The following is a 24,034-nucleotide window of genomic DNA, read 5'->3' on the forward strand; positions in this document are numbered from 1 at the left end:
CCCGAGCATGGCCAAAATTATCTATACCCACACCGACGAAGCGCCGATGCTGGCCACATATTCGTTCCTGCCCATCGTCGAGGCGTTCGCTTCCACCGCAGGCGTGCAGGTGGAAACCCGCGACATTTCCCTGGCCGGCCGCATCATCGCCGTGTTCGGCGACTACCTCACCGAAGAGCAGCGGATCAGCGACGCCCTGGCTGAACTCGGTGAACTGGCGAAGAAGCCGGAAGCCAACATCATCAAGCTGCCCAACATCTCTGCCTCCGTGCCGCAGCTGAAGGCGGCCATTGCGGAGCTGCAGGCCCAGGGCTACAAGCTGCCCGACTACCCGGACAACCCGTCGTCGGACGAAGAGACTGTCATCCGCTCCCGCTACGACAAGATCAAGGGCTCCGCCGTGAACCCCGTCTTGCGCGAGGGCAACTCGGACCGCCGAGCACCGCTGTCCGTGAAGAACTACGCCCGCCAGAACCCGCATTCCATGGGGGCATGGTCCTCAGACTCCAAGACCAACGTGGCGCACATGGACGCCGATGACTTCCGCTCCAACGAAAAGTCCGTGGTGGTCCCGGCCGACGGCACCATCGAAGTCCAGCTGGTCCGCGAAGACGGCACCGTCAAGGTCCTGAAGAAGGCCTTCCCTGTTCTCGCCGGCGAAGTGATCGACGGCACCGTGATGCGCGCCGCAGCGCTGGACGAGTTCCTCGCCGCCCAGGTTGCCCGGGCGAAGGACGAGGGCGTGCTCTTCTCCGCGCACCTGAAGGCCACCATGATGAAGGTCTCGGACCCCATCATCTTCGGCCACGTGGTCAAGGCGTACTTCTCCGAACTGTTCGACACCTACGGCAAGCAGCTTGCCGCTGCCGGCATCAGCCCCAACAACGGCCTCGCCGCCATTGTGAGCGGACTGGACGACCTGCCCGAGGATGTCCGCGAAGGCGTCCAGGCCGCCATCAAGAAGGGCCTGGAAGAAGGCCCCGCCCTGGCCATGGTCGACTCGGACAAGGGCATCACCAGCCTGAACGTCCCGAGCGACATCATCGTGGACGCCTCCATGCCGGCCATGATCCGCAGCTCCGGCCACATGTGGGGCCCGAACGGCAAGGAAGCCGACACCCTCGCGGTGCTTCCGGACAGCTCCTACGCCGGCATCTACCAGGTGGTCGTCGACGACTGCCGCGCCAACGGCGCCTTCGATCCCACCACCATGGGTACCGTGCCGAACGTCGGCCTCATGGCTCAGGCCGCGGAGGAGTACGGCAGCCACGACAAGACCTTCGAAATCCAGGCTCCCGGCAAGGTGCAGATCGTGGATGGCTCCGGTGCTGTCCTGATCGAACACGAAGTGACGCCCGGCGACATCTGGCGTGCCTGCCAGACCAAGGACCTGCCGATCCGCGACTGGGTCAAGCTGGCCGTCACCCGCGCCCGCGCCTCGAAGACTCCTGCCGTGTTCTGGCTTGACGAGACCCGCGCACACGACGCCAAGCTGATCGAAAAGGTCCGCGAATACCTCAAGGAACACGACACCGAGGGCCTGCAGATCGAAATCATGTCCCCGGAGAAGGCCACGGCATTCACCCTGGAGCGCATCCGCAAGGGCGAGGACACCATCTCCGTCACCGGCAACGTGCTCCGCGACTACCTGACGGACCTGTTCCCGATCCTCGAACTCGGCACCAGCGCCAAGATGCTGTCCGTCGTTCCGCTGATCAACGGCGGCGGGCTCTTCGAGACCGGCGCCGGCGGATCCGCCCCCAAACATGTCCAGCAGCTGCTGCAGGAAAACCACCTCCGCTGGGACAGCCTGGGTGAGTTCCTGGCCCTGGCGGTCAGCTTCGAGCACCTCGCCAACACCACGGACAACGCCCGGGCCCAGGTCCTGGCCGACACCCTGGACCGCGCCACCGGCACCTTCCTGCTGGAAAACAAGTCCCCGAAGCGCAAGGTCGGCGAGCTCGACAACCGCGGCAGCCACTACTACCTGGCGCTCTACTGGGCCCAGGAGCTGGCCAAGCAGACCGCGGACGCCGAGCTGGCATCGTCCTTCGCCGAGGTCGCCGAGGCTCTGGCGTCCAACGAAGAGGCTATCGTTTCCGAGCTGCTGGAGGTCCAGGGCTCGCCCGTCGACGTCGGGGGCTACTACCGGCCCGACGCCGCCAAGGCCGCCGCTGTCATGCGGCCGTCGGCAACGCTCAACAAGGTTGTTTCCAGCCTGAGCTGACCCCAGGCAGCTTGCCCTGGTTTGACCACCGAAGCGCCCCGCCACTCGAACGAGTGGCGGGGCGCTTTGGTCTATTTGCCGTCAGCCCGGACGGCAGGATGGCTGCCCGTCCCGGCGGGCTGTTCCTAACGGTCGGGCGTCTCGTCGCGGCGGGTGTCCGTATGCCGAGTATCTATCCGCGGTTCACCTGTTTCCGTGTCGCCGTAGGGCGCGTCGACGGCGAGATCCGGGTCCGCTTCGACGGGCCGTTCGGTGGCGGCGGCGTCGTAGGTGTCGCCCGACTCGTAGGTGCGGCCGGGGACGGCGTCCATGCCGGATCCGGACGCGTAGCCCGTGCCGTCGTCGGCAGCTCCGTAGCCGGTGCCCGCTCCAGCAGTACCGGATACCCCGGCTTGGCCCTCCACGTCGCCCTCGTTGACGCTTTCACGCCAGGCGCCGGTTTCAGAGTCGCGGCTCTCAATGAATTTCTTGAACTTCTTCAGGTCAGACGCAACCTGGCGCGAGTCGAGGCCAACGGCGGCGCCGATTTTCTCCACCGCTGATTCCGGCTCCCAGGTCAGCTCGACGTTCACCTTGGTTTCGTCCGGCCCCAGGGACTCGAACCAGACGGTGCCGGCGTTGCGGGGCTCGTTCAGGCTCTCCCACGTCACGCGCTGGTCGGGTTCCTGAACGGTGATCTGGGCGTCGTATTCGCGCTTGACGCCGGCGATGCTGGTCTCGAAATGAACAGTGGTGTCATCGAGCTGGCGCACGGCGTCGACGCCGCTCATGAAACGTGGGAAGTCCTCGAACTGGGTCCATTGGTTGTAGGCCTGGCGAACCGGGACATTGACGTCGATGGATTCCTGAACAGTTGCCATGCGTAGTTCACTCCTTCAGCGTGCGGGCGGTCAGCCCGTGGTTCTGATACCTGCGTGTTCGGATGGAACACCACCAACGTATCGGGAACCGGACAGCAATTGAAGACAGAAAGTAAGTTTACTGACGAAAACTAACTGAGGCCCACATATCGAATTCCTTTCACCGCTGAAACTAGTCCTTGCCGTTGTCGGAGTCCGCCCCGTACTCGTCGTCCCTGGCATTCCCCTTTCCGGAGTTCCCGGATGCCGGCGCAACAGTCTGCGGTGTGGTCGGAGCAGGAGTTGGTGCTGCCGGCTTCTCGGCTGCCTTCTTGGCCGCAGCCGTGAGGTCGGCACGCACGGCGTTGATGGCCACGGTGATGCTCTGATGCCGCCGGAAGGAAACCTGGCCGGCGGCAGCGGCGGCGTCGAGCTCTGACGCCAGCCCGTCCAGCGACTTGAGGGCCGTGGCGGGGTCGCTGCCGGCGGCAGCACTGGTGACGGCCAGAACGCGCTGCTGGAGCTCGGCCGCCGCGTTCCCCTCCAGCTCCGGGGCCGGCCCCGCGCAGCCGGCGAGCCCCGCGGCGAGGAGGCAGCCCGCCAGAGCGGCAGACGCGCGGATCCCCGGGGCTCGCCGCCGCCCGGCACTGGCGCGCCGGATCACGGCTCCACGCTTTTTTGCAGCTCGACGAGGTGGTCGCCCAGCGTTCCCGTCACGGTGGGGTACGTGACGACGTCGGGCGTTGTAGGCGAAGTCACGGCGGCCGTCACCGCGGCCACTCCGCCGAGCAGCGCCGCCGCGCCCAGCGCCGAAGCCAGCAGGAAGCGCCGGCTGCGCCACTGCACGCCGGCCGGACGTGAGCGGCCCTGCATGTTTGCGGTGCCGGAGTCATCGGCAGGCTGTTGCGCCGCGCTATAACCGGCGGGAAGCACGGAGGACGGCGGCCGCGACGGCAGGGCGGGCAGGACCTTGGTATGTTCCTCGACCAATTCCCCGGGTGCCGATTCCGGTGAAATCAGGGCTTGGCGGAGGGCAATCTCCAACTCGGCGGCCGTCGGCCTGTCCGCCGGTTCGATGACCGTCATGGAGGCCAGGAGATGCGCCCACTCCGCAGGGAGGTCCTCGGGAATTTCCGGCGCGCGGTGCAGGCGGGCCACTGCCGATTCCACAGCGCCGCCGGGGTATTCGACTGTTCCCTTGATGCATTCCAGCAGCACGAGGCCCAGTGAGTAGATGTCCGTGGCCGGTGAGAGCGGCGAGCCCATGGCCTGTTCGGGGCTAAGGTACGCTGCGGTGCCCACCATGGTCCCGGTTGCGGTAAGCCGGGTGGCGTCCACGATGCGGGCGATGCCGAAGTCGGTCAGCTTGGGGCGAAGGGGTTCCCCCGGCCGGACCTGGACGAGGAGGATGTTGGCCGGCTTGATGTCGCGGTGGATGATCCCCAGCCCGTGGACATAGGCGAGGGCGTCGGCGATCCCGGCGCCGATCACCGCGAGCTCGTCGAGTGGGACGCGGCTGTGCCGCAGGCGGCCGCGCAGGTCCTGGCCCTCGACGAGCTCCATGGTGAGGAACGGCCTTGGCTGGTCCGGGATGCGAGTGTCAACGCCGGCGTCGAACAGCGTCACCAGGCTCGGGTGGTTCAGCGTGGCCAGCAGCTCGATCTCGGCTTCCTGCCGCTTGAGTTCATCGGCGTCCGCCGCCTGGGGTGCGAACAGCTTCAGGGCAACGTCCCTGCCGAGGTTCTCATCCCGGGCTGTGTAGACCGAGGACATGCCTCCGCGGCCGATGACTTCTCCGAGCCTGTAGCGTCCGCCCAGTACTTCAACTGTCACCCCGCCGGGCGAATCTTCCAACACTTTGCCGTCCTTATCCGCAGTGGCTCCGGTTGAGGGTAATACGCTCATGCAAGTGCGGAGACCGCCAGCGGATTCGCAGGATGATTCGCGGTGAACATGGCCGTGCCGGCGGCCCGGCTCCGGAGCGTCCAAAGACCAGTCGGAGCCGGACCGTCGACTGCGGTCCTGTGTTCGCCCGGGCCTGAAGCCCGGGCCGTGCCTGTGTGGCTAGGCCTTCTTCCCCCGGAGAACCATCAGCATGCCGGCGGCGAGGAGGACCAGCGCCAGCGGCAACAGATCAGCGTTCGCACCGGTGTTGGCGAGCGACTGCTTGCCGCCTGCCGTCTGGGCCGAGGTCGCCGCCGATGCCGAGGCGCCGGTTGTCATCGAACCTGCGGGCAGAATTGCGATTCCCGAGGCTGCCCCGGAAGCCGTGCCGGTGCCGGTACCGGTCTCGCCGGTGCCCGTCCCGGTTCCGGTTCCGTAGGTGCCGGTACCGGTCTCGCCGGTGCCCGTCCCGGTTCCGGTTCCGTAGGTGCCGGTACCGGTCTCGCCGGTGCCCGTCCCGGTTCCGGTTCCGTCGGTGCCGGTTCCATCCGTGGTGCCGGTTCCGTCAGTCGTGCCCGTTCCGTCGGTGGCTCCGTCACCGGGATCCGTGCCCGTTCCTGTCCCGTCACCGGGATCCGTCGAAGGAGGCGTGACTACGGACCCTCCGCCGAGGCCGACACCCAGATCGATGCCGAGATTGACGGAAGAATCCGTACCGGTGCCGAGCCCCAGGTTGATTGCACCTTCGGCAGCCGCGCCTGCATCATCCAAGAGACCAGAGCCTCCGAGGTTGACGTCGACGACGGCGGACGCGTCGGTGACCGGTGCCGTGGTGGTGCCGGTGCCTGCGTTGTTGCCGAGGTTGACGTCGACGAGGGCGTCGGCGGTTGTGCCGGTTCCTGTGTTGTTGCCGAGGTTGACGTCGACGACGGCGGTCGCGTCGGTTACCGGTGCCGTGGCGGTGCCGCTTCCCGCGGTGTTGCCGAGGTTGACGTCGACGAGGGCCGCGGCGGCGGTGCCGCTTCCCGCGGTGTTGCCAAGGGTGACGTCGACGAGGCCGGCAGCAGTCGTGCCGGTTCCTGTGGTGTTGCCGAGGTTGACGTCGACGACGGCTGCGGCGTTAGTTACCGGTGCCGTGCTGGTGCCTGTTCCTGTGTTGTTGCCGAGGTTGACGTCGACGACGGCGGTCGCGTCGGTTACCGGTGCCGTGGCGGTGCCGCTTCCCGCGGTGTTGCCGAGGTTGACGTCGACGAGGGCGGCGGCGGCGGTGCCGCTTCCCGCGGTGTTGCCAAGGTTGACGTCGACGAGGCCGGCAGCGGTCGTGCCGGTGCCGCTTCCCGCGGTATTGCCGAGGTTGACGTCGACCAGTGCCGTGTCATCAGCACCGGCCAGGGAAGTATTCGACGGCGTTGGGCCACCCAGCAGGCCCAACGACGCCGAAGCAGTGAGGTCCGCCGTGGCGGAATCATGCGCGACCGTGACCGCGCCCGTGATGGTTGTGTCCGCGTTTGCCGCGGTTGCGCCTAGGGCCAAGAGCCCGCCCGCAAACAGGGTGCCCAGTAGGCCCCTGCGAAGATTCTGGTGCATTTTGATGTCTCCTGAAGAGTTGTTGTCAGGCGCTCAAGGCAGCCCGATTGGCCGTATCTCTGCACAAGGAATGGCAGAAAGGGCCCAACTAGTCAGGAGAAGAGCCGGGGTCAATGGCCACCGGCGAGGGGATGTGCTGAAGGGGTCCGCTCACCGGGACAATGCCGGTAAGGGGGAGGTACTCAAAAGGGCTGGTCAGCCAGGCTGCCGATGGCGCCGGGCCGCCCGAGGACTGTCCGCTGCCCGAACCTGAGGGCGCAGCCGGAAGCAGGGCTTCGGGAGACGGCGGGCCTTCGTCCGCTGACGACCCTTTGCCGGCGGGGGGAGCAGTGGAAGACCCCGGACTGTCGCCGGAGCCCGAGGAACCCGAAGCGCCCGAATAAGACGCGGGCGCTCGGCTGGCACCGGTGGCGGCCAAAAGGGAAGCTGCCGGGGAGTATGCCGCGCCAACACCTGTGCCGCCAGTCCTGGCCAGGGGAGCATTCCCGGGAGCAGGCGGTGCCGGAACCCGATCAGTTACCGCCGCGACGTCGTCGAGGACGTCCAGGACGTCGGTAATTGGCGTGACAACGGGAGTAATCAGGGGCGGCGTACCTGTCAGGAGGTCTGAAAGTGGCTCGACCGGCAGGTCAATGGGCAGCGTGTCCGTCACGGGTTGAACAACGGTTTCGGCGATGTCAGCAACCGCTGTGTCCGCCAGGGCAACGACTGGGTCTGTCACGGAAGCCGCGGGGTCCGGGGGAAGGACGCCAGGCGCTGGCAGCTCGCCGAGGACTGTGTCCACCGGCCCGGTGATCTCGGTAACGACTGGCACAAGCACGGTCTCAGGCTTAGCAGTGATGGGCGCCGCCACGGGCTCGGTGTTCACCGGCACGGCGTTCACGGGCTCGGCGTGCGGCGCAGGAACGCGTGCCGGTTGCGGGGCGGCGGAATGGTCCGGGGCATGGGCTGCGGACGCTCCGCCGGCCACGTTGCCCACGGCGTTGCCCACGCCGTTGCCGACGGAGGACACCGTCGAAGCAATTCCGCCAAGAAGGGAAGACTGATCATGCGGATTGTTTGCGTCGGCGGCCGGTGCTGAGAAAGCCAGCCACGCCATGGCGGCGGCTCCAGCCAGGAAGACCGAGCGCAGGGGGCGGAGCGCAGACCAGGACAACCCAGCATTGGCCATGCTCTAACACCCCCCAGTCACCGAATAATTCGACGATCCTTTAGAGCCTAAGCCTGCTGCAAACCGAGAGTCCAGACCCAGAGAGATCAAATCTCTCGAATCGATAAAGCCGCGGCGAGGCCCCCGGAGAGCGTCAGTGGGCATCATTCGGATAACTGACGCCCAGCTGGGCGCGGACGCCGTCGAACAGCCGCATGGTGTTCACGGAGTCTTCCAGCGGCATGACCGGGCTCTCCGTCAGGCCCTGCTGGATGCACCTCGTTACCTCACGAAGTTCGTAGCTGTAGCCTTGGCCGGCAACCTCGAAGTGCTCGGTCCGGGGAGCCTCCCGGCCGATTCCGATCACGAGCTGCCTGGGATTGTTGATGGAGCCGAGCGACTGCAGGTAGCCAAGGCTGCCGGCAACCGTCGCAGCCCGCGGGCCGTACGCCAGCAATGACGACGTGAGCTGCGCCTGTGCGCCGTCATGGTAGCCGAGCGTCAGCGCATTCTGGGCATCGACGCCGTCGTCATTGAGCGTGCCCATGGCACTGACCGCCTGCGGGAACCCCAAGGTGCCCAGTGCCCACAGCAGCGGGTAGACAGTCAGATCGAGGAGTGCCCCGCCGCCGTCCTTGACGGCCCAGAGTCGGGCGGTCGGGGAGTACGGCGCGGGGAACCCCAAGTCGGCAGTGACCCACTGCACGGTCCCCAGTTCGCCGGAACCGGCGATCTCGAATGCCCGCTGCATGCTGGGGAGGAAGCGGCTCCAAACGGCTTCCATGAGGAAGAGATTTTTTTCGCGGGCCACTGCAACCAGATTGGCTGCCTCGCGGGCATTGATGGTGAAGGCCTTCTCGCAAAGGACGTGCTTTCCGGCGTTGAGGGCCGCCAGCACCATCTGGTGGTGTTGGGCGTGGGGGGTGGCCACATAGACGACGTCCACGGAATCGTCGGCGAGGAGCCGCTCGTAACCTTCCCGGCCGCCGTCGTCCCCGTACGCCGTGGTGAAGCCGAACTCGGCGGCGAACGCGTCAGCGGTGTGCTGCTTGCGGGAGCTGACGGCGTAAAGCTCTGCGTCGGCAAGCAGCGCCAGATCCCGTGAAACGAGTGAAGCGATGCGCCCCGTGGCGATGATTCCCCACTTCAGCGGGTCTCCGGTGGCGGCTCGGGGATCCTGATTGGGCTGGCTGAACAGCCACGGCTTGGCGATAGGCGACGTCATGACGCCATCCTCTCACCCGAGTGAGAGAGCGTTGGGGAATTTCCTGTAGGAAGTGAGAGAGCGTCCGAATATTTTCCGCCGGTAGTGAGAGAGCGTTGGGGAATTGCCGGTAGGAAGTGAGAGAGCGTTGGGGAATTGGGCGGCGGGAGGTGCGGGAGGGTTGGGACCTCCCGCACAGCCCGCCGCGTGAACCTACACCGCCGCCGGCACTGCAGCGCGGTTGCGGGCAGGCTCTTCCGTCAGTTTGCCCTGCTGCAGCCTGAACCGGCGGTCCGTCTTGTTGGCGAGCGAGCGGTCGTGCGTGACCACCAGGATGGTGGTGTTGTGGTCCCGGCTGAGCGAACTGAGCAGCTCGATGATGTGCTCGCCGGTCTGCTCGTCCAGGTTGCCCGTGGGCTCATCGGCCAGGATCAGCTTGGGCTCGTTGGCCAGCGCCCGGGCAATGGCGACCCGCTGCTGCTCGCCGCCCGAGAGCCGGTTGATGCGCCGCACGTGCTTGTCCGGGTCGAGCTGCACCTGCTCGAGCAATTCCCGTGCCCGCTGGGCCCGGGCGGACTTCCGCATTCCGGCGAACTCCATCGGAAGCATGACGTTGTCCAGGGCGGACAGGTTGGGGATCAGGTTGAACTGCTGGAACACGAAGCCGATGTCGCGGCGCCGGTATTCGGTCAGCTTGCCGTCCGGCATGCCCGCCAGGCTTACGCCGTTGACGACGACGTCTCCGCTGGTGGGTTTGTCCAGCGCGCCCAAGAGGGACAGCAGGGTACTCTTGCCGCTGCCGCTCTTGCCCACGATGGACGCCAGCGTGCCCTGTTCCAGCTCGAAGCTGACGTCATTGACGGGCTTGATGGTGCGGTCGCCGGACTTGAAGGCGCGGACGAGGTTCTTGACTTCAATCATGGCTATTCTCCTCGGAGGACTTCGATAGGACGGATGCGGGCGGTCAGCAGCGCCGGAACCAGCGCACCGATGATGGCGACGCCGAACACCGCGGCGATGCCGGCGGCAATGACGCCGGGGGACGCACTCGCCGTGACGGAGGTGAGCAGCTGGGAGGCGCCGCCCAAGGGTCCGCCCTGGCCTGGAACGCCGCCGGGGAAGCCGCCGGCAGCGCCAGCGAGTCCGGGGCCGCGCTGGCCGGTGGCGGCCGTCGTCGTGCTGGTGCTCGAGCTGACCAGCGCGGAGGCGATGCCGCCGCTGGCGAATGACGCGATCGCCGCGCCGACGACGCTGCCGAGCGCCACCAGGACCAGGGCCTCGAGCACGAACTGCAGGCCGATGGTCAGGTTCGGTGCGCCGATGGCCTTCAGCACGCCGATTTCGCGGCGGCGCTCGCGGACCAGCATGACCATGATCAGCAGGATGATCAGTCCGGCCGTGCCCAGCGCCGCGACGAACGCAACCAGGGAGATGTTCTTGACGCTGTCCAGCGAGCTGACGGCGGTTTCGAGGTTGCGCTGGCCCTGGGTGACATCGGCTTTGTCGGTGCCGAGCGCGGCCTGGAGGGCGGTCTTGGTGGAGTCGACGTTCTCCATGCTGTTGACCGTGACAATCATGGTGGAGAGCTCGCCGGGCAGCTCGGCCAGGGTCTGGGCCGCCGGGAGGGTGACGTACAGGGCGTTGTTGCCGAACGTGGTTCCGGCGTCGAACAGGCCGGCCACGGTGAAGGTCTTGCTGTTGATGGTGAACGTGGAGCCGACCTTGAGGTTGTTCTTTTCGGCGAGCGTGGTGCCGAGCAGGGCCTTGGTGGAGTCCGCGGTGTAGTCGCCGAGGCCGGTGCCCTCCGTCAGCTCGAGGGCCTTGCCGGCGCTGTCCACTTCAGCGCCGATGCCGGTGGCCGTGATCGGCAGGGTCCGCGCCGGCTGCGTGGTGCCGGTTGCGCCGGTGGTTCCTTCACTGGCCTGGTTGCGGTTGCCGAGGGTTCCGGCGTCGACGGCGGCGGTGAGGCTGGTGGTGAGCGTCGTGGTGGACTGTCCGCCCGGACCGCCCTGGCCGCCGCCCGGGCCGCCTGCCTGGCCGGCTGCCGCCTGCGCGGCCGCTTCGGCGGCGTTGCGGAGACGCAGGGCCTTTGTTCCGACGACGGCGGTCACGTTGGGAACGCCGGCGGCGGTCGCCGCCTGCTCGGAGCTCAGCGGCTCGCCGCCGCCTTCGAATCCCTGGCCGCCGGCCGGGTTGACCGTCAGGACGGTCCCCACCGAAGCGTTCAGCTCCTGGACTTTGGCTCCCACGGCCTGGTTGGCCACGAGCATGGCCAGCGCGAGTCCGATCGCTACGGCCAGCACGGCCACCACGGCCGCCGTTCTGACCTTGTTTCTAAAGGCATTGCCTACACTTCGGGCGAGGACGCTCACTGCACTCCTTGGGATCACGTGCCGGCGGAATGGCCGGCTTCGGATCCCACATTGCTGCCCGCTGCTGTGTAGGAAACCGGCCCAAGCTATGTTTGCGCTGTGAAGGCCCCGGAGAAACAGGCCCCGGAGAAACGCCCCGGAGAAACAGGCCCAAGACGCCAAGAGCCCCGGCCCTCCCTCGCGGGGGAGCCGGGGCTCTTGGATGTTGGCGTCTGGAACGCTACTTGGTGATCGGTCCGAGTACCGGATCGTCCACGTAGGCCGTCTTGACGTTTTCCTTGGTCACGATGACCGGCTCCAGCAGGTAGGCCGGAACGGTCTTGACCTTGTTGTTGTAGGACTTGTCGTCGTTGATCTCAGGCTTCTTGCCGGCCTGGATGTCCTTGACCATGGTGATCGAGTGCTCGACGAGCTTGCGGGTGTCCTTGTTGATGGTGGAGTACTGCTCACCCGCCATGATGGACTTGACCGACTCGACTTCCGAGTCCTGGCCGGTGATCACCGGGACCGGTTTGCCGGCAGCCTTGACTGCGGTCAGGATAGCGCGTGCCAACAGATCATTCGGGGACAGGACGCCGTCCAGCGGAGCGCTGCCATAGGAGCCGCTGAGCAGGGTGTCGGCGCGGCGCTGGGCGTTTTCTGCCTTCCAGCCCTGGGTGACGGCCTGTTCGAATGAGGTCTGGCGTGAGAGCACCTTGAGGGTGTCGTCGTCGATCTTCGGCTGGAGCACCTTCATGGCGCCGTCGAAGAAGACCTTCGCGTTGGCGTCGTCGGGGGAACCGGCGAAGAGTTCGATGTTGTACGGGCCTTCGGGCTTCTTGGCCTTCATGCCCTCGAGGAGTGCCTGGCCCTGAAGCTCGCCCACCTTGAAGTTGTCGTAGGCCACGTAGTAGTCCACGTTCTCGGTGTTCAGCAGGAGACGGTCGTACGCGATGATGGTCGCGCCGGCGTCCTTAGCCTGCTTGAGCTGGGTGCCGAGCTGGGCGCCGTCGATGGCACCTACGATGATGACCTTGGCGCCCTTGGTGATCATGGCGCTGATCTGGTTCTGCTGCTCCGAGACGCCGCCGTTGGCGAACTGAACGTCCGCCTTGAAGCCGGCCTCCTTGAGGCCGTCGTTGAACAGCTTCTCCGCCAGGACCCAGTTTTCGCTGGTCTTCTGGGGGAGTGCGACGCCGATCGAGGAGTCCTTGGGGAATGCCTCGCCGCCCGCGGTGCCACCGCCCGTTGTACCGGAGTCGGTACGGCCGCAGGCTGTCAGCGCCAGTGCCGCAATGGCGGCGATTGCTGCCGCCTTTCCTGCTTTACCAATCATTCGCATTGCTTGGTTCACTTTCTATAGGGGTGGGAAATGCATCCGGGAGAGGTGCGTGCTCAGGACTCCCGGGAGATGGTTGCTTTGGTCGAGGTGACCTCGTCCGGCTGGAGCGGTGTGCCTCCGGTGGGGCGGTTGAAGCTCTGGGTCAGCATGCCGATGATGGACCTCTTGCCCTGGGACTTGTTGTAGACGTCGAAGGCCACGGCGATCAGCAGGACCAGGCCCTTGATGATCTGGGTGAGGTCGGCGCCGACGCCGAGCAGCTGCAGGCCGTTGTTCAGCACGGCCATCACCAGGCCGCCGACGATCGAGCCGATCACGGTGCCCACGCCGCCGGTCACGGCGGCGCCGCCGATGAACACGGCTGCGATGGCGTCCAGTTCCCAGCCCACGCCGTCGAACGGGCCGGAGGCAGTGGACCGGCCGACGAAGATCATGCCGGCCAGGCCGGAAAGGATGGCCATGTTCATCATGACCAGGAAGTTGACCTTCTTGGACTGGACGCCGGAGAGCTCTGCAGCGTGGCGGTTTCCGCCCACTGCATAGACGTGGCGGCCCACGACGGTCTTGGAGGAGATGAAGCCGTAGATCAGGACCAGCACGGCCAGGATGAGGCCGGGGATCGGGAAGGAGGTCCCGGGGCGGCCCGTGGCGAAGAGGTACGTCGCGTAGAGGATGGCGCCGCAGATCAGCACCAGCTTGGTGACGACCACCCACCCCTCGGGAACCTCGGCGCCGAGCGCCTTGGCGGTGCGGCGGGAGCGGAGTTCACTGAAGACCACGAAGGCGACGCCCAGCAGGCCGAGCAGCAGTGTGAGGTTGTTGAAGCCGGTGTTCGGGCCCACCTCGGGAAGGTAGCCGGAGCCGATGTACTGGAAGTCCGCGGGGACGGGGATGGTGTTGGACTTGCCGACGAACTGGTTGAATCCGCGGAACAGCAGCATGCCGGCGAGCGTCACGATGAACGCGGGGATTCCCACGTACGCCGTCCAGAACCCTTGCCAGACGCCGATCAGGGCTCCAAGCGCAAGTCCGAGCAGAATGCCCGCCCACCAGGGGATACCCCAGTCCCTGATGGCCAGCGCCACCGTCACGCCGACGAACGCCGCCACGGAGCCGACCGAGAGGTCGATGTGCCCGGCGATGATGACCAGCACCATGCCGATGGCCAGGATCAGGATGTAGGAGTTGCCGTTGAAGAGGTTGATGACGTTGCCGGGGGTGAGGGTGCGGCCCTCGGTGGCGATTTGGAAGAAAACGATCAGTGCAACCAGGGCGAAGATCATGCCGAATTGGCGGGTGTTGCCGCCAAAGAGCTTCTTGAGCGCGTTCATTGTGTCAGTCCTTGTTCTGGAAGGTTCTGGAGGATTCCAGAGGGTCAGGCGGTTTTTCGGGCGGAAGTCATAAGTTTCATGAGGCTTTCCTGGCTGGCTTCGTCCTTGTCCACGACGCCGGTGATGGCGCCTTCGAAGATGGTGTAGATGCGGTCGGACAGGCCGAGCAGCTCAGGGAGTTCGGAGGAGATGACGATGACGGCCTTGCCCTGGTTGGCCAGCTGCTGGATGATGCCGTAGATCTCGTACTTGGCGCCGACGTCGATGCCGCGGGTGGGTTCGTCCAGGATCAACAGGTCAGGATCCGTGAACATCCACTTGGCCAGGACCACCTTCTGCTGGTTGCCGCCGGAAAGCTTGGCCACGCCTTCCTCCACTGACGGCGTCTTGGTCCGCAGCGACTTGCGGTACTGCTCGGCCACCGTGAATTCCTTGTTGGCATCCACCACGAAGTGCTTGCTGATCTTGTGCAGCGCCGCTGAGACGGTGGTGGTCTTGATGTCATCCAGGAGGTTCAGGCCCAGTGACTTCCGGTCTTCGGTGACGTAGCCGAGGCCGGCGTCGATGGCCTGCTTGACGCTCTTGAGGTGGAGTTCCTTGCCGTTCTTGTAGATGCTGCCGGTGATGAACCGGCCGTAGGAACGGCCGAACACGGAGCGTGCAAGTTCGGTGCGGCCGGCTCCCATGAGCCCGGCGAAGCCCACGATCTCGCCGCGGCGGACGAAGAAGTTGGAGCCTTTGCAGACCAGGCGGTCCTGCACCTGCGGATGCCCGACGGTCCAGTTCTTGACCTCGAACAGCACCTCGCCGATTTTGGGCTCGTGGTCCGGGAACCGGGACTCCAGCGTGCGCCCCACCATGCCCTTGATGATGCGGTCCTCGTCAACGCCGTCGGCCTTCACATCGAGGGTCTCAATGGACTTGCCGTCGCGGATGATGGTGATGGAATCCGCGATCTGTTCGATCTCGTTGAGCTTGTGGGAAATGATGATGGACGTGATGCCGCGGCCCTTGAGCCCCAGCATGAGGTCCAGCAGGTGCTGGGAATCGGATTCGTTGAGGGCGGCCGTGGGCTCGTCCAGAATCAGCAGTTTTACCGACTTGCTCAGTGCCTTGGCGATCTCCACGAGCTGCTGCTTGCCGACGCCGATTTCCTTCACGGGGGTATCCGGGTTCTCCCGCAATCCCACCCGGGCGAGCAGCTCGCGGGTCCGGGTGCGGGCCTCGGCCCAGTCGATCACGCCCCGCTTGACGGGCTCGTTGCCCAGGAAGATGTTCTCGGTGATGGACAGTTCCGGGATCAGCGCGAGTTCCTGGTGGATGATCACGATGCCCGCATGCTCGCTGGCCCGGATGTCCTTGAACTGCTGGACCTCGGCCTGGTACACGATGTCGCCCGTGTAGGTGCCGTACGGGTAGACACCCGAGAGGACCTTCATCAAGGTGGACTTTCCTGCGCCGTTCTCCCCGCAGATCGCGTGGATCTCGCCGGCCTTCACCCGGAGGTTCACATCGGCCAATGCTTTAACGCCGGGGAATTCCTTGGTGATGGAACGCATCTCGAGGATTACCGGATCGCCTTGCGTGTCGAGGGACGTCATTTGCCCTTACGCCTCCAATGCGTGACTTCGTTGTCCGCCCTGCAATCCGCAGGGCCGTCTGATGAAAAAGTAAACTGGATCACAACCCTTGTCGTCAAGTCTTTAACGCAACAGGCACATAACGAAAAGCTTACGAGCGCCGGATTCCGGCATGTTGGAAGACCAGGGCTGCGGCGCCCAGGGCCTCGGCACGGTCGCCCAAAGAGGACATTGTCAGGGTCGTGGTTTCCCCGATGACGGGCACTGCATGCCGCACGAGACCCCGGCGGACGGGGTCCAGCAGAAGCTCGCCCAGTCCGGCAAGCGGACCGCCCACCACGATCACTTCCGGGTTGATCAGGTTGGCCACATTGCCCAGCGCCCGGCCCACCGCCAGCCCGGCGTCATCCACGACACGCAGCGTCGCGGAGTCCCGTGCCAGCGCCTTGCGGACAATGTCCGCGGGCGTCAGCGGCCGTTCCTCGCCCCGGCTCAGCAGTTCGATCATGGTGGTGGTGGAGGCGATGGTCTCGAGGCAGCCCCTGTTGCCGCAGCGGCAGATCAGGCCGTGTTCATGGATTGTGGCGTGGCCGATTTCGCCCGTGATCCCCACGCTGCCGTAGTACGGGGCGCCGTTGAGGATCAGGCCGGCGCCAATGCCCGAACCGATCTTGAGGAACATCAGGTTGCTGACGCCGCTGTGCGGGCCCCACGTGACCTCGGACAGCGCCCCCAGATTGGCGTCATTGTCAATGAATACGGGGAACTGCAGGGTGTTCTCGAGGTGCTCCAGGATGTTGATGCCCACCCACTCGGGGAGGATGGCGCCCTGCGCCACGGTGCCCGTCCGGCGGTCGATGGGCCCGGGAATTCCGACGCCGGCACCCACCACGGCGCTGCGCTCCACGCCGCTGTCGGCGAGCAGTTTGGCCAGCAGCGTGACGGCGGCCTCAATGCCTTGGTCGGCATGGTGCCCGAGCGGAAGCAGGACGGATTCCTCGGCGATGATGTGGTAGCTGAGCGAGGCGAGCACCACGCGGAGGTGCCTGCGGCCGAAGTCGATGCCGACGGCCACGGCGCCGTTGCTGTTCAGGCGGACGTTCAGCGCCCGCCGCCCGGAGCTGGTGATCGGTTCGGTGGACGCCAGGCCGGAGTCCTGCATGATTTTGACGATGTTGGACACCGTTGCAGTGGACAGTCCGGTTTGCCGGGCGAGCTCCGCCTGGGTGGAGGGGCCGTTGAGCAGGCATTCGATGATCCGCTGCTGGTTGAGGTGCCTAAGCGCGGACTGCGATCCGGGGTTTTTGGTTCGGCTCCTCGTTGAGCGCGATGTTGAGGGCATGCTATGAAGATTGCACCATCCGCACCTTGTAGTCAAGAAGTTAACGCAACGGGAGCATGCTTGCGGTTTTGGACTCCCCGGACGATCCGTCCCGCAGGCCGGGCCGGCAGGTGCAAATACACCGGCGCGCCCGGCTGTCACCGCGGATACGCTGAGGAGACGGCCCGGCGTTGGGCGGGCGTTCACGAGGACTCGAGGTGATCATGGTGCTGCTGGCACTGTTGCAGGCAAACGCCGCTGTTTTGGATATCGAACGGAACTGCCGGGCCATTGACGAGGCCGCCCGGAAGGCCGCGGAAGCCGGAGCCGGCGTGCTGCTGACTCCCGAGCTCTTTCCCGTGGGGTATGCGCCGCTGCGGATCCGCACGGAGCTGGATCCGGCCCTCATCCCGGACATCTGCGGCACGTTGGCGGAAATCGCCGCCCGTCACCGGATCGCGCTGGTCTACAGCCTGCCGGCCGTCACGCCCGGTGGGCAGTGGCAGATCACCGCGACGCTTCTCGGCGATCGGGGGGAGGAGCTCCTCACGTACGCCAAGGTCCACTTGTTCGGGCCGGAGGAGCGCAAGGCGTTCAGCCCCGCAGAAGCAGCCCCCGCCGTCGTCGATCTAGGCGGTATCAGGGCGTCGCTGGCCATTTGCTATGACGTGGAATTTCCCGAGATTGTGCGCGCAGCCGCCGCCCGCGGCGCCGAACTGCTCCTGGCTCCCACCGCGCTGGCGCACGGATTCGACGCCGTTCCCCAGGTCCTCCTGCGCGCCCGGGCACTGGAGAGTCAGCTGACGGTGGCCTACGCCAACCATTCGGGCGCGGAGGACGGCTGCCAGTTCCTGGGCGGGAGCGTCATCGCCGCTCCGGACGGGTCGCTGCTGGCGGCAGCGGGCACCGGCCCGGAGCTGCTGTTCGCCGAGGTCAGCGCGGACGCTGCCCGGAACGCCAGGGCGGTTGTGCCCTACCTCGAGGACCGGCGTCCCGCTGTTTACCGGTCCTGGGAAGACGGCCTGGCCGAGGACGGCTCCGCCGGGGGCTGAGCCGCCTCCGGCAGCTCATCCACGTACTGCAGCGCAATCCACAGCTCGGCCCGCACCTGTGCCTCGTTGAGGTCCATGTCCAGCAGCTCAGCCACCGCGTTGATCTGGCGCCGGACGCTGTTGCGGTGCAGCCCGAGGACCTTGGCCGTGGCGTCCCAGTTGCCGTTTTCGCCCAGCCAGGATTTCAGCACCGAGAGCTGGGCGCGGCGGCGGTCGGCGTCCTGGCTGAGCAGCGGCTCCAGGAGCCGGCCCGCCAGCATGGTGCCGGCCTCGCGTCCCAGCAGCCCTGTCACGGTCCAGCTGACTTCGCCCACCCGCGCACTTTTGCCGGTGCTCTGGACGCGGGAGCGCAGGGACGTCACGCGCTGGTAGGCGCCGCTCAGGCCGGCCAGTTCGGTGGCATCGCCGATCACCAGGCGCCAGCCGAGCTTTTCGATTTCGGCCAGCAACGCATCGTCCGCTTTCAGCCTGGTGATGGCCGCGAAGCCGTAGTCGGTGATTTCCACGAGCTTGGTGTCGAACAGCCGCCGCCACTGCAGCAGCTCGCGCACCGGGCTGTCGCCGGCCGGCCACGTTGCCGGGTCCGCCTTGATGCCCTGGACCACCCGAAGCGGGGCCGTGCGGGTGGACGAGGTGCTCTGGGCCAGCAGGTCCCGGAGCCCGTTGATGTGCCGCGTTCCGCCGCTGGCCAGGCTGTCCGGGTGGAGCAGCAGTGCCGTGGCCAGCTGGCTTGGCGCCAGGGAACCGCTGGTCCGCTGCCGTACCAGGAGTTCCAGGAGGCCGACGGCGGATGACACCACGCTGTTCTGCGCCGGAGTCAGCGGTGCGTCGGTACCCAGGACCAGCGCCCCAAGGTTGGCATCGCGGGTGCTGCGCAGCGGATGCCCGAAGACCAGCGCCGACCCCGCGACGTCGAAGGAGTCCATTTCCACCCGGGGCCCGCTCCCGCCCAGAAGGCGGTCCAGGATCGGCTGGAGCGCGGGAAGCTCGACGCCGGAGCCCGCCCGGGCGCGGACCCGTCCGTCCGCGCCCACCAGCACGGCCCACACGGGGACCCGCTGGGTCAGCGCTGCCAGGAGTTCGTGCTCGGGCCGGGCGGACAGGACGGCACGCATCAGCTGCCTGTTGGTGTCCGCCAGGTGCCGGAACAATTTGGCGTTGTCCGACTCCAGGAGCTGGGAGAACTCGAGCCCGATCGCCGCGAACGGAACCGTGCTGGGCACCTCCACGAGGGTCAGGTTGTGCCTGACGCAGGCCTCCACCAAGGTGTCCGGCACGGCGTCGAAGTACGGTTCCAGCCCGAATCCGAGTGCCCCGACCCGGGCCCGGACCAGCCGCCGCACGTAGGCGTCAACCCGGTCCGCGTCGCCGGCCTCGCCCACGAAAGGCAGCCCGGCTGTGAGGAGGAACTCGCCGTCGAGCAGGTAGGGGGTCGGGTCCTCCAGCTCGCTGGGTTCCACCCACCGCAACAGGCCGGAACCGTTGCCGCCGTCGTGAATCACCTTCAACTCCGGCGGCAACTTCGCCAGGAACTGTTCCAGCGTGACGACGCTCAGCCGCTCGGCGCCGGTTGTGGCCTCAGGCGACACGCGGCACACCGTCCCGGGGACCTTCGTAATCCGGGCATTCGTAGGCCCGGGGGAGGCGCGGGGCAATCCTGTTGATGATTTCGTCGCCGTGGCTGCCGATCGCCGCGCCCCATTCGTCCGCGCTGGCCGCACCGGTGCCCGGATCACCGAACAGGACAGCTGTGTCGCCAACGCAGACGCCGCCCGATTCCGGCCCCAGGTCCACCATGAACTGGTCCATGCACACCTTGCCGATCACGGGAACCCGCCTGCCCCCGATCCGGACGATGCTGCGGCCGGAAATGCCCTTCGGAATGCCGTCCGCGTAGCCGAGCGGGATCAGCCCCAGGAACCGCGCCTCGTGGGTGATGGCCTGGTGCTCATAGCTCACCCCGGTTCCCGCCGGGACTTTCTTCACCAGCACCACGGGAGCCGTCACTGTCAGGGCCGGGCGAAGCCCGTAATCCGCCGGATCAAGGTGGTCGGCCGGGGCCAGGCCGTAGATGGCCAGGCCCGCCCGGACCATGTCGAACGCAAATTCGGGGCGGTCCAGGATGTTGGCGGAACTGGAAACATGCCTCAGCTGCGGGTCCAGTCCGGCTTCCCGGGCCTGGCGGACGGCTTCCTCGAACACCGCCACGGCCGCGGCGTTGCCCGGGTGGGCGGGAACATCGGCCCAGGCCAGGTGGGTCCAGACGCCTCTCACGGTAAGGGTTCCGGCAACCTCGGCCACGCGTGCGGCGGCCACGAGGTCCGGCCAGTCCTCGGCCCGTGCGCCGCCCCGGCTCAGGCCGCTGTCCAGCTCGAGGTGGACAGCAGCCGGCCGTCCCAGCGACCGGGCAATGCCCGCCACCACATCCAGCTGGGCGGTGCTGCCGAGCGACATGTCGACGTCGTTGTCCACCGCTTCGCGGATCATGTCGCTGGACGCCGTGGCGAGGTACAGCCAGGACAGAACCGGGGCTGTGATGCCGGCGCGGCGCAAGGCGAGGGCCTCGGTGAGCTGGGCGGTCCCGAGCCAGTCGGCGCCGGCCGCAAGGGCTGCCTGCGCCACGTCCACGAGCCCGTGGCCGTAGGCGTTGCCTTTCACCACGGCCATGAAATGCGCTGCGGAAGTAAGTGCCCGGAGGGCCCGGACATTGTCGGAAATCGCGGACAGATCAACGCTGACCTGGCCGGAAAGCACCGCGCTTGCAGTGCCTGTCTGTTGTGCATTACGTCTCATGCCATAACACTATAGGTCATTTTGCACACCGGTGAGAGGTGGCTCACACGCCTAGTCTGAGGTGAGGGGAATCGACAACTACTCACGAACGGACGTCAACGATGACTGTGCCCACGTACACAGAACAGCGGCCGGCAGCGCCGGCCGGCCGGCCCGGCCTGGCCGCGCAGCTGCTGCGCCGCAAGCCAATCGGACAGATGGTCAATGAAGCCGAAACAGGCCACGGCGGAACCCGCCTGGTCCGCAGCTTCGGCGTCATGCAGCTGACGATGATCAGCGTAGGCGCCACCCTGGGAACCGGCATCCTGGTGATCCTGGGCGAATCGGTTCCGCTGGCCGGGCCCGCCATCTGGATCTCCTTCGCCATCGCCGGCTTCGCGGCCCTGCTCTCCGCGGTGTCCTACGCCGAGATGGCCGGCCTGGTGCCGGTGGCGGGCTCCAGCTATTCCTACAGCTATGCCACCCTGGGTGAGGGCATGGCCTGGATCTGCGGCTGGTGCCTCGTGCTGGAGTACGCCGTCTCGGTGGCGGCCGTCGCCGTCGGGGCCGGACAATACGTCAACGAGACGCTCGCGGTGTTCGGCCAAGTCCTGCCGGATGCCATCTCCCAGCCGCCCGGTGACGGGGGCGGCATCATGAACATCCCGGCCATGGTCATTGTCCTGCTGGCCATGATCCTGCTGGTGCGCGGTGCCAAGGAAAGCGCCTGGGTCAACACCGCCATCGTTGTGGTGAAGGTTGGAATCCTGATCTTCTTCTGCGCCGTGGCCTTCACTGCCTTCAACGCCGGCAACTTCGAGCCTCTCCTGCCCATGGGGGCTGCCGGCGTTTCCGCCGCCGCCTCCAGCGTCTTCTTCTCCTACATCGGCTTCGACGCCGCCTCCACCGCCGGTGAGGAAGCCCGCAACCCCAAGCGGGACCTGCCCCGCGCCATCATGATCTCCATGCTGATCGTCACGACCATCTACGTCCTGGTAGCCGTCGCCGCTGTCGGCGCCCGTCCCTGGGGATGGTTCGACGGCAACGAAGCAGCCCTCGTCAAGATCCTCGAGGAAACCACCGGGCAGCCCTGGATCGCCCTGGTCTTCGCCGTGGGTGCAGTCCTTGCCATCGCCAGCATCGTGCTGACCGTCCTGTACGGGCAGACCCGCATCCTTCTCTCCATGGCCCGCGACGGCCTCATTCCCAAGGTCTTCGGCCGCGTCTCCAAGAGGACCGGCACCCCTGTTGCCGGCACCCTGATCGTCGGCGTGCTCGTGGCCCTGACGGCCGGCCTGGTTCCCCTGGGCGCCCTGGCCGATGCCACGAGCATCGGCACGCTCTTCGCCTTCGCCCTGGTGAACGTCGCCGTCATCTACCTGCGCCGCACCCGCCCGGAACTCAAGCGGACCTTCCGCGTCCCCCTGTTCCCGCTGACCCCCATCCTGGGCGCGCTGATGTGCGCGTACCTGATGGCCAACCTCGGTGCCGACACGTGGGTGACCTTCGGGATCTGGATGCTCGTGGGGCTCGCAGCCTACTTCGGCTACGGGCGCCGCCATTCAAGGGTGGCCGCGCTCAGCCAGGAGGAATACCGTGAACTATCCAGCCGTGAACTTTCCAGCACTCCGTCAGTCCCCGAACCGTCAAAGGCAGACCTTTCATGACCATCGCTACCGAACTTCCGGCCTTCGATCCGTCCAGCACCTCGACTGGACCTTCACCGGCGGCCGCCGGCACGGCGGACCTTGCCCCCATCACCATGCTGAATCCGGACTTCCCGTTCAGCTATGACCATTACCTGTCCCACCCGGACGGGCTGGGTTCCCTTCCGCCGGAACTGTACGGAACCGAAGTCGCGGTGGTGGGTGCGGGTCTGTCCGGGCTGGTCACGGCCTACGAGCTCATGAAGCTGGGGCTGCGGCCTGTCGTCTACGAGGCTGACCAGATCGGCGGCCGCCTGCGCACGGCGAGCTTCCCGTCGGCCCCCGGCGTGGTGGCAGACCTGGGCGGCATGCGTTTCCCGGTATCCGGCAAGGCGTTCTACCACTACGTCGACCTGCTGGGACTCGACACCCAGGAGTTCCCCAACCCGCTGGCGCCCGCAACGTCCAGCACGGTGATCGAGCTCGCCGGGGAGAAACACTACGCGACCACCTCCGCCGACCTTCCGCCGTTCTTCCGCGAAGTGGCCGAAGCCTGGAAGGCTGCCGTGAACGACGGCGCCAGGTTCAGCGAGATGCAGGACGCCATCCGGGCACGGGACACCGCCCGGATCAAGAACCTCTGGAATGAACTCCTGCCGCTGCTGGACGAACAGACGTTCTACGGCTTCATTGCCGGCAGCGAGTCCTTCAAGGAAGCGGGCTTTGCCCACCGCGAGGCGTTCGGCCAGGTGGGCTTCGGCACCGGCGGCTGGGACACGGACTTCCCCAACTCCATCCTTGAGATCCTGCGCGTCGTATATACCGACGCCGATGACCAGCACCGCCTCATCGCCGGGGGAGCGCAACGGCTCCCGGAGGCACTGTGGCACCACGCGCCGTCGGGCATGGCCCACTGGCCGGAAGGGACGTCTCTGGCGTCCCTGCACTCCGGCTCCCCGCGGGGAGCAGTGGACCGGATCAGCCGGGACGCCAACGGCGACCTGCGCCTCCGCGAGCGGTGGGGCCGCGAATCGTCCTACCCGGCAGTGGTCACCACCTGCCAGTCGTGGCTGCTGTCCACGCGAATCCACACCGAGGAGGCGCTGTTCCCCGCGGAGCTGTGGACGGCGATCGAACGCTCGCACTACATGCAGTCCTCCAAGACGTTCGTCATGGTGGACCGGCCGTTCTGGAAGGACATCGACCCGGAAACCGGCCGCGAGGTGCTGTCCATGACCCTGACCGACCGGCTCAACCGCGCCACCTATCTCCTGGATAACGGCCCGGACCAGCCAGCGGTGATCCTGCTGTCCTACACGTGGAACGATGACGCGCTGAAGTGGCTCGCCCTCGACGCCGACCAGCGGGTGGAGCTCATGCTGCACTCGCTCGAGCAGATCTATCCGGGCGTGGACATCGCCAGCCACATCGTGGGCCAGCCCATCACGGTCTCCTGGGAAGCGGACCCCAACTTCATGGGCGCCTTCAAGGCAAACCTGCCCGGGCACTACCGCTACCAGCAGCGCCTCTTCACCCATTTCAAGCAGGACCACCTGCCGGAAGGCCAGCGCGGCATCTTCCTCGCCGGCGACGACGTTTCCTTCACCGCCGGCTGGGCCGAGGGCGCCGTGACCACGGGCCTGAATGCGGTGTGGGGCGTCGTGAACCACCTCGGCGGGTCGTCCGCCGCCGCGAACCCCGGCCCCGGTGACCTGCTCGACGCGCTGGGACCCATCAGTCTGGACTAG

General features: G+C 66.7%; 18 protein-coding genes. 4 read left to right on the top strand and 14 right to left on the bottom strand.

The window, feature by feature from the left end:
* Positions 1-7: 7 nt before the first annotated feature.
* Complete coding sequence (locus J7I89_RS18950; RefSeq protein ID WP_214973463.1) at positions 8-2,227, top strand: NADP-dependent isocitrate dehydrogenase; 2,220 nt, start codon at positions 8-10, stop codon at positions 2,225-2,227.
* 125 nt (positions 2,228-2,352) lie between these two features.
* Here J7I89_RS18950 and J7I89_RS18955 read toward each other — a convergent pair whose 3' ends face one another.
* From J7I89_RS18955 to J7I89_RS19010, 12 genes are all read right to left on the bottom strand, one after another.
* On the bottom strand, positions 2,353-3,087 hold the full coding sequence (locus J7I89_RS18955; protein ID WP_214973465.1) for an SRPBCC family protein: 735 nt from the start codon (positions 3,085-3,087) through the stop codon (positions 2,353-2,355).
* Between the two features lie 172 nt (positions 3,088-3,259).
* The gene (locus J7I89_RS18960) at positions 3,260-3,730 is read right to left on the bottom strand and encodes a mucin-associated surface protein (RefSeq protein ID WP_308159967.1); all 471 of its coding nucleotides are present in this window, start codon (positions 3,728-3,730) and stop codon (positions 3,260-3,262) included.
* Positions 3,727-4,839, bottom strand: a complete 1,113-nt coding sequence (locus J7I89_RS18965) for a serine/threonine-protein kinase (RefSeq protein WP_374102031.1) — start codon at positions 4,837-4,839, stop codon at positions 3,727-3,729. The genes J7I89_RS18960 and J7I89_RS18965 overlap by 4 nt, the downstream gene beginning before the upstream one ends.
* 291 nt (positions 4,840-5,130) lie before the next feature.
* Positions 5,131-6,537 (bottom strand): hypothetical protein, encoded by a 1,407-nt coding sequence (locus J7I89_RS18970; protein ID WP_214973468.1) that lies wholly within the window; start codon positions 6,535-6,537, stop codon positions 5,131-5,133.
* Positions 6,538-6,625: 88 nt separating this feature from the next.
* Entirely contained in the window at positions 6,626-7,708 is a 1,083-nt protein-coding gene (locus J7I89_RS18975) for a hypothetical protein (RefSeq protein ID WP_214973469.1), read from the bottom strand.
* 133 nt (positions 7,709-7,841) lie between these two features.
* Positions 7,842-8,912 (bottom strand): Gfo/Idh/MocA family protein, encoded by a 1,071-nt coding sequence (locus J7I89_RS18980; RefSeq protein WP_214973470.1) that lies wholly within the window; start codon positions 8,910-8,912, stop codon positions 7,842-7,844.
* Positions 8,913-9,104: 192 nt separating this feature from the next.
* Positions 9,105-9,812: an ABC transporter ATP-binding protein gene (locus J7I89_RS18985; protein ID WP_214973471.1), complete on the bottom strand. Its 708-nt coding sequence runs from the start codon at positions 9,810-9,812 to the stop codon at positions 9,105-9,107.
* Positions 9,813-9,814: 2 nt separating this feature from the next.
* Positions 9,815-11,263, bottom strand: coding sequence for an ABC transporter permease (locus tag J7I89_RS18990; RefSeq protein WP_214973474.1), 1,449 nt, complete (start codon positions 11,261-11,263; stop codon positions 9,815-9,817).
* A gap of 220 nt (positions 11,264-11,483) precedes the next feature.
* Positions 11,484-12,584: a sugar-binding protein gene (locus tag J7I89_RS18995; protein ID WP_214973475.1), complete on the bottom strand. Its 1,101-nt coding sequence runs from the start codon at positions 12,582-12,584 to the stop codon at positions 11,484-11,486.
* Between the two features lie 53 nt (positions 12,585-12,637).
* Entirely contained in the window at positions 12,638-13,915 is a 1,278-nt protein-coding gene (gene mmsB, locus J7I89_RS19000; protein WP_214973476.1) for a multiple monosaccharide ABC transporter permease, read from the bottom strand.
* Between the two features lie 44 nt (positions 13,916-13,959).
* A complete protein-coding gene (gene mmsA / locus J7I89_RS19005) occupies positions 13,960-15,516 on the bottom strand; it encodes a multiple monosaccharide ABC transporter ATP-binding protein (protein WP_214973478.1) in 1,557 nt (518 codons plus the stop codon).
* A gap of 130 nt (positions 15,517-15,646) precedes the next feature.
* Positions 15,647-16,837: an ROK family transcriptional regulator gene (locus J7I89_RS19010; RefSeq protein ID WP_214973480.1), complete on the bottom strand. Its 1,191-nt coding sequence runs from the start codon at positions 16,835-16,837 to the stop codon at positions 15,647-15,649.
* A 203-nt stretch (positions 16,838-17,040) separates the two neighbouring features.
* Here J7I89_RS19010 and J7I89_RS19015 point away from each other — a divergent pair, with 203 nt between their 5' ends.
* Positions 17,041-17,868 carry a nitrilase-related carbon-nitrogen hydrolase gene (locus J7I89_RS19015; protein WP_214973811.1) on the top strand — a complete coding sequence of 276 codons (828 nt, stop codon included), beginning with the start codon at positions 17,041-17,043 and terminating at the stop codon, positions 17,866-17,868.
* Here J7I89_RS19015 and J7I89_RS19020 read toward each other — a convergent pair.
* On the bottom strand, positions 17,817-19,457 hold the full coding sequence (locus tag J7I89_RS19020) for a PucR family transcriptional regulator (protein WP_214973481.1): 1,641 nt from the start codon (positions 19,455-19,457) through the stop codon (positions 17,817-17,819). The genes J7I89_RS19015 and J7I89_RS19020 overlap by 52 nt on opposite strands.
* Entirely contained in the window at positions 19,447-20,661 is a 1,215-nt protein-coding gene (alr, locus tag J7I89_RS19025; RefSeq protein WP_214973482.1) for an alanine racemase, read from the bottom strand. Before alr ends, J7I89_RS19020 begins: the two co-directional genes overlap by 11 nt.
* Positions 20,662-20,762: 101 nt before the next feature.
* Here alr and J7I89_RS19030 point away from each other — a divergent pair, with 101 nt between their 5' ends.
* Positions 20,763-22,307, top strand: coding sequence for an amino acid permease (locus tag J7I89_RS19030; protein WP_214973483.1), 1,545 nt, complete (start codon positions 20,763-20,765; stop codon positions 22,305-22,307).
* Positions 22,304-24,034 carry an NAD(P)/FAD-dependent oxidoreductase gene (locus J7I89_RS19035; protein ID WP_214973484.1) on the top strand — a complete coding sequence of 577 codons (1,731 nt, stop codon included), beginning with the start codon at positions 22,304-22,306 and terminating at the stop codon, positions 24,032-24,034. Before J7I89_RS19030 ends, J7I89_RS19035 begins: the two co-directional genes overlap by 4 nt.

It is taken from the genome of Arthrobacter sp. ISL-5 (assembly GCF_018613835.1).
Taxonomy (GTDB): domain Bacteria; phylum Actinomycetota; class Actinomycetes; order Actinomycetales; family Micrococcaceae; genus Arthrobacter.

Excerpts from the sequence above, each read along its gene's own strand:
- J7I89_RS19015 (WP_214973811.1), top strand. The coding sequence starts at position 17,041 with ATGGTGCTGCTGGCACTGTTGCAGGCAAACGCCGCTGTTTTGGATATC.
- J7I89_RS18955 (WP_214973465.1), bottom strand. The coding sequence starts at position 3,087 with ATGGCAACTGTTCAGGAATCCATCGACGTCAATGTCCCGGTTCGCCAG.
- J7I89_RS18975 (WP_214973469.1), bottom strand. The coding sequence starts at position 7,708 with ATGGCCAATGCTGGGTTGTCCTGGTCTGCGCTCCGCCCCCTGCGCTCG.
- J7I89_RS18980 (WP_214973470.1), bottom strand. The coding sequence starts at position 8,912 with ATGACGTCGCCTATCGCCAAGCCGTGGCTGTTCAGCCAGCCCAATCAG.
- J7I89_RS18950 (WP_214973463.1), top strand. The coding sequence starts at position 8 with ATGGCCAAAATTATCTATACCCACACCGACGAAGCGCCGATGCTGGCC.
- J7I89_RS18965 (WP_374102031.1), bottom strand. The coding sequence starts at position 4,839 with ATGTCCTCGGTCTACACAGCCCGGGATGAGAACCTCGGCAGGGACGTT.
- mmsA (WP_214973478.1), bottom strand. The coding sequence starts at position 15,516 with ATGACGTCCCTCGACACGCAAGGCGATCCGGTAATCCTCGAGATGCGT.
- J7I89_RS18985 (WP_214973471.1), bottom strand. The coding sequence starts at position 9,812 with ATGATTGAAGTCAAGAACCTCGTCCGCGCCTTCAAGTCCGGCGACCGC.
- J7I89_RS19010 (WP_214973480.1), bottom strand. The coding sequence starts at position 16,837 with ATGCCCTCAACATCGCGCTCAACGAGGAGCCGAACCAAAAACCCCGGA.
- mmsB (WP_214973476.1), bottom strand. The coding sequence starts at position 13,915 with ATGAACGCGCTCAAGAAGCTCTTTGGCGGCAACACCCGCCAATTCGGC.
- J7I89_RS18970 (WP_214973468.1), bottom strand. The coding sequence starts at position 6,537 with ATGCACCAGAATCTTCGCAGGGGCCTACTGGGCACCCTGTTTGCGGGC.
- J7I89_RS18995 (WP_214973475.1), bottom strand. The coding sequence starts at position 12,584 with ATGCGAATGATTGGTAAAGCAGGAAAGGCGGCAGCAATCGCCGCCATT.
- J7I89_RS19035 (WP_214973484.1), top strand. The coding sequence starts at position 22,304 with ATGACCATCGCTACCGAACTTCCGGCCTTCGATCCGTCCAGCACCTCG.
- alr (WP_214973482.1), bottom strand. The coding sequence starts at position 20,661 with ATGAGACGTAATGCACAACAGACAGGCACTGCAAGCGCGGTGCTTTCC.
- J7I89_RS19030 (WP_214973483.1), top strand. The coding sequence starts at position 20,763 with ATGACTGTGCCCACGTACACAGAACAGCGGCCGGCAGCGCCGGCCGGC.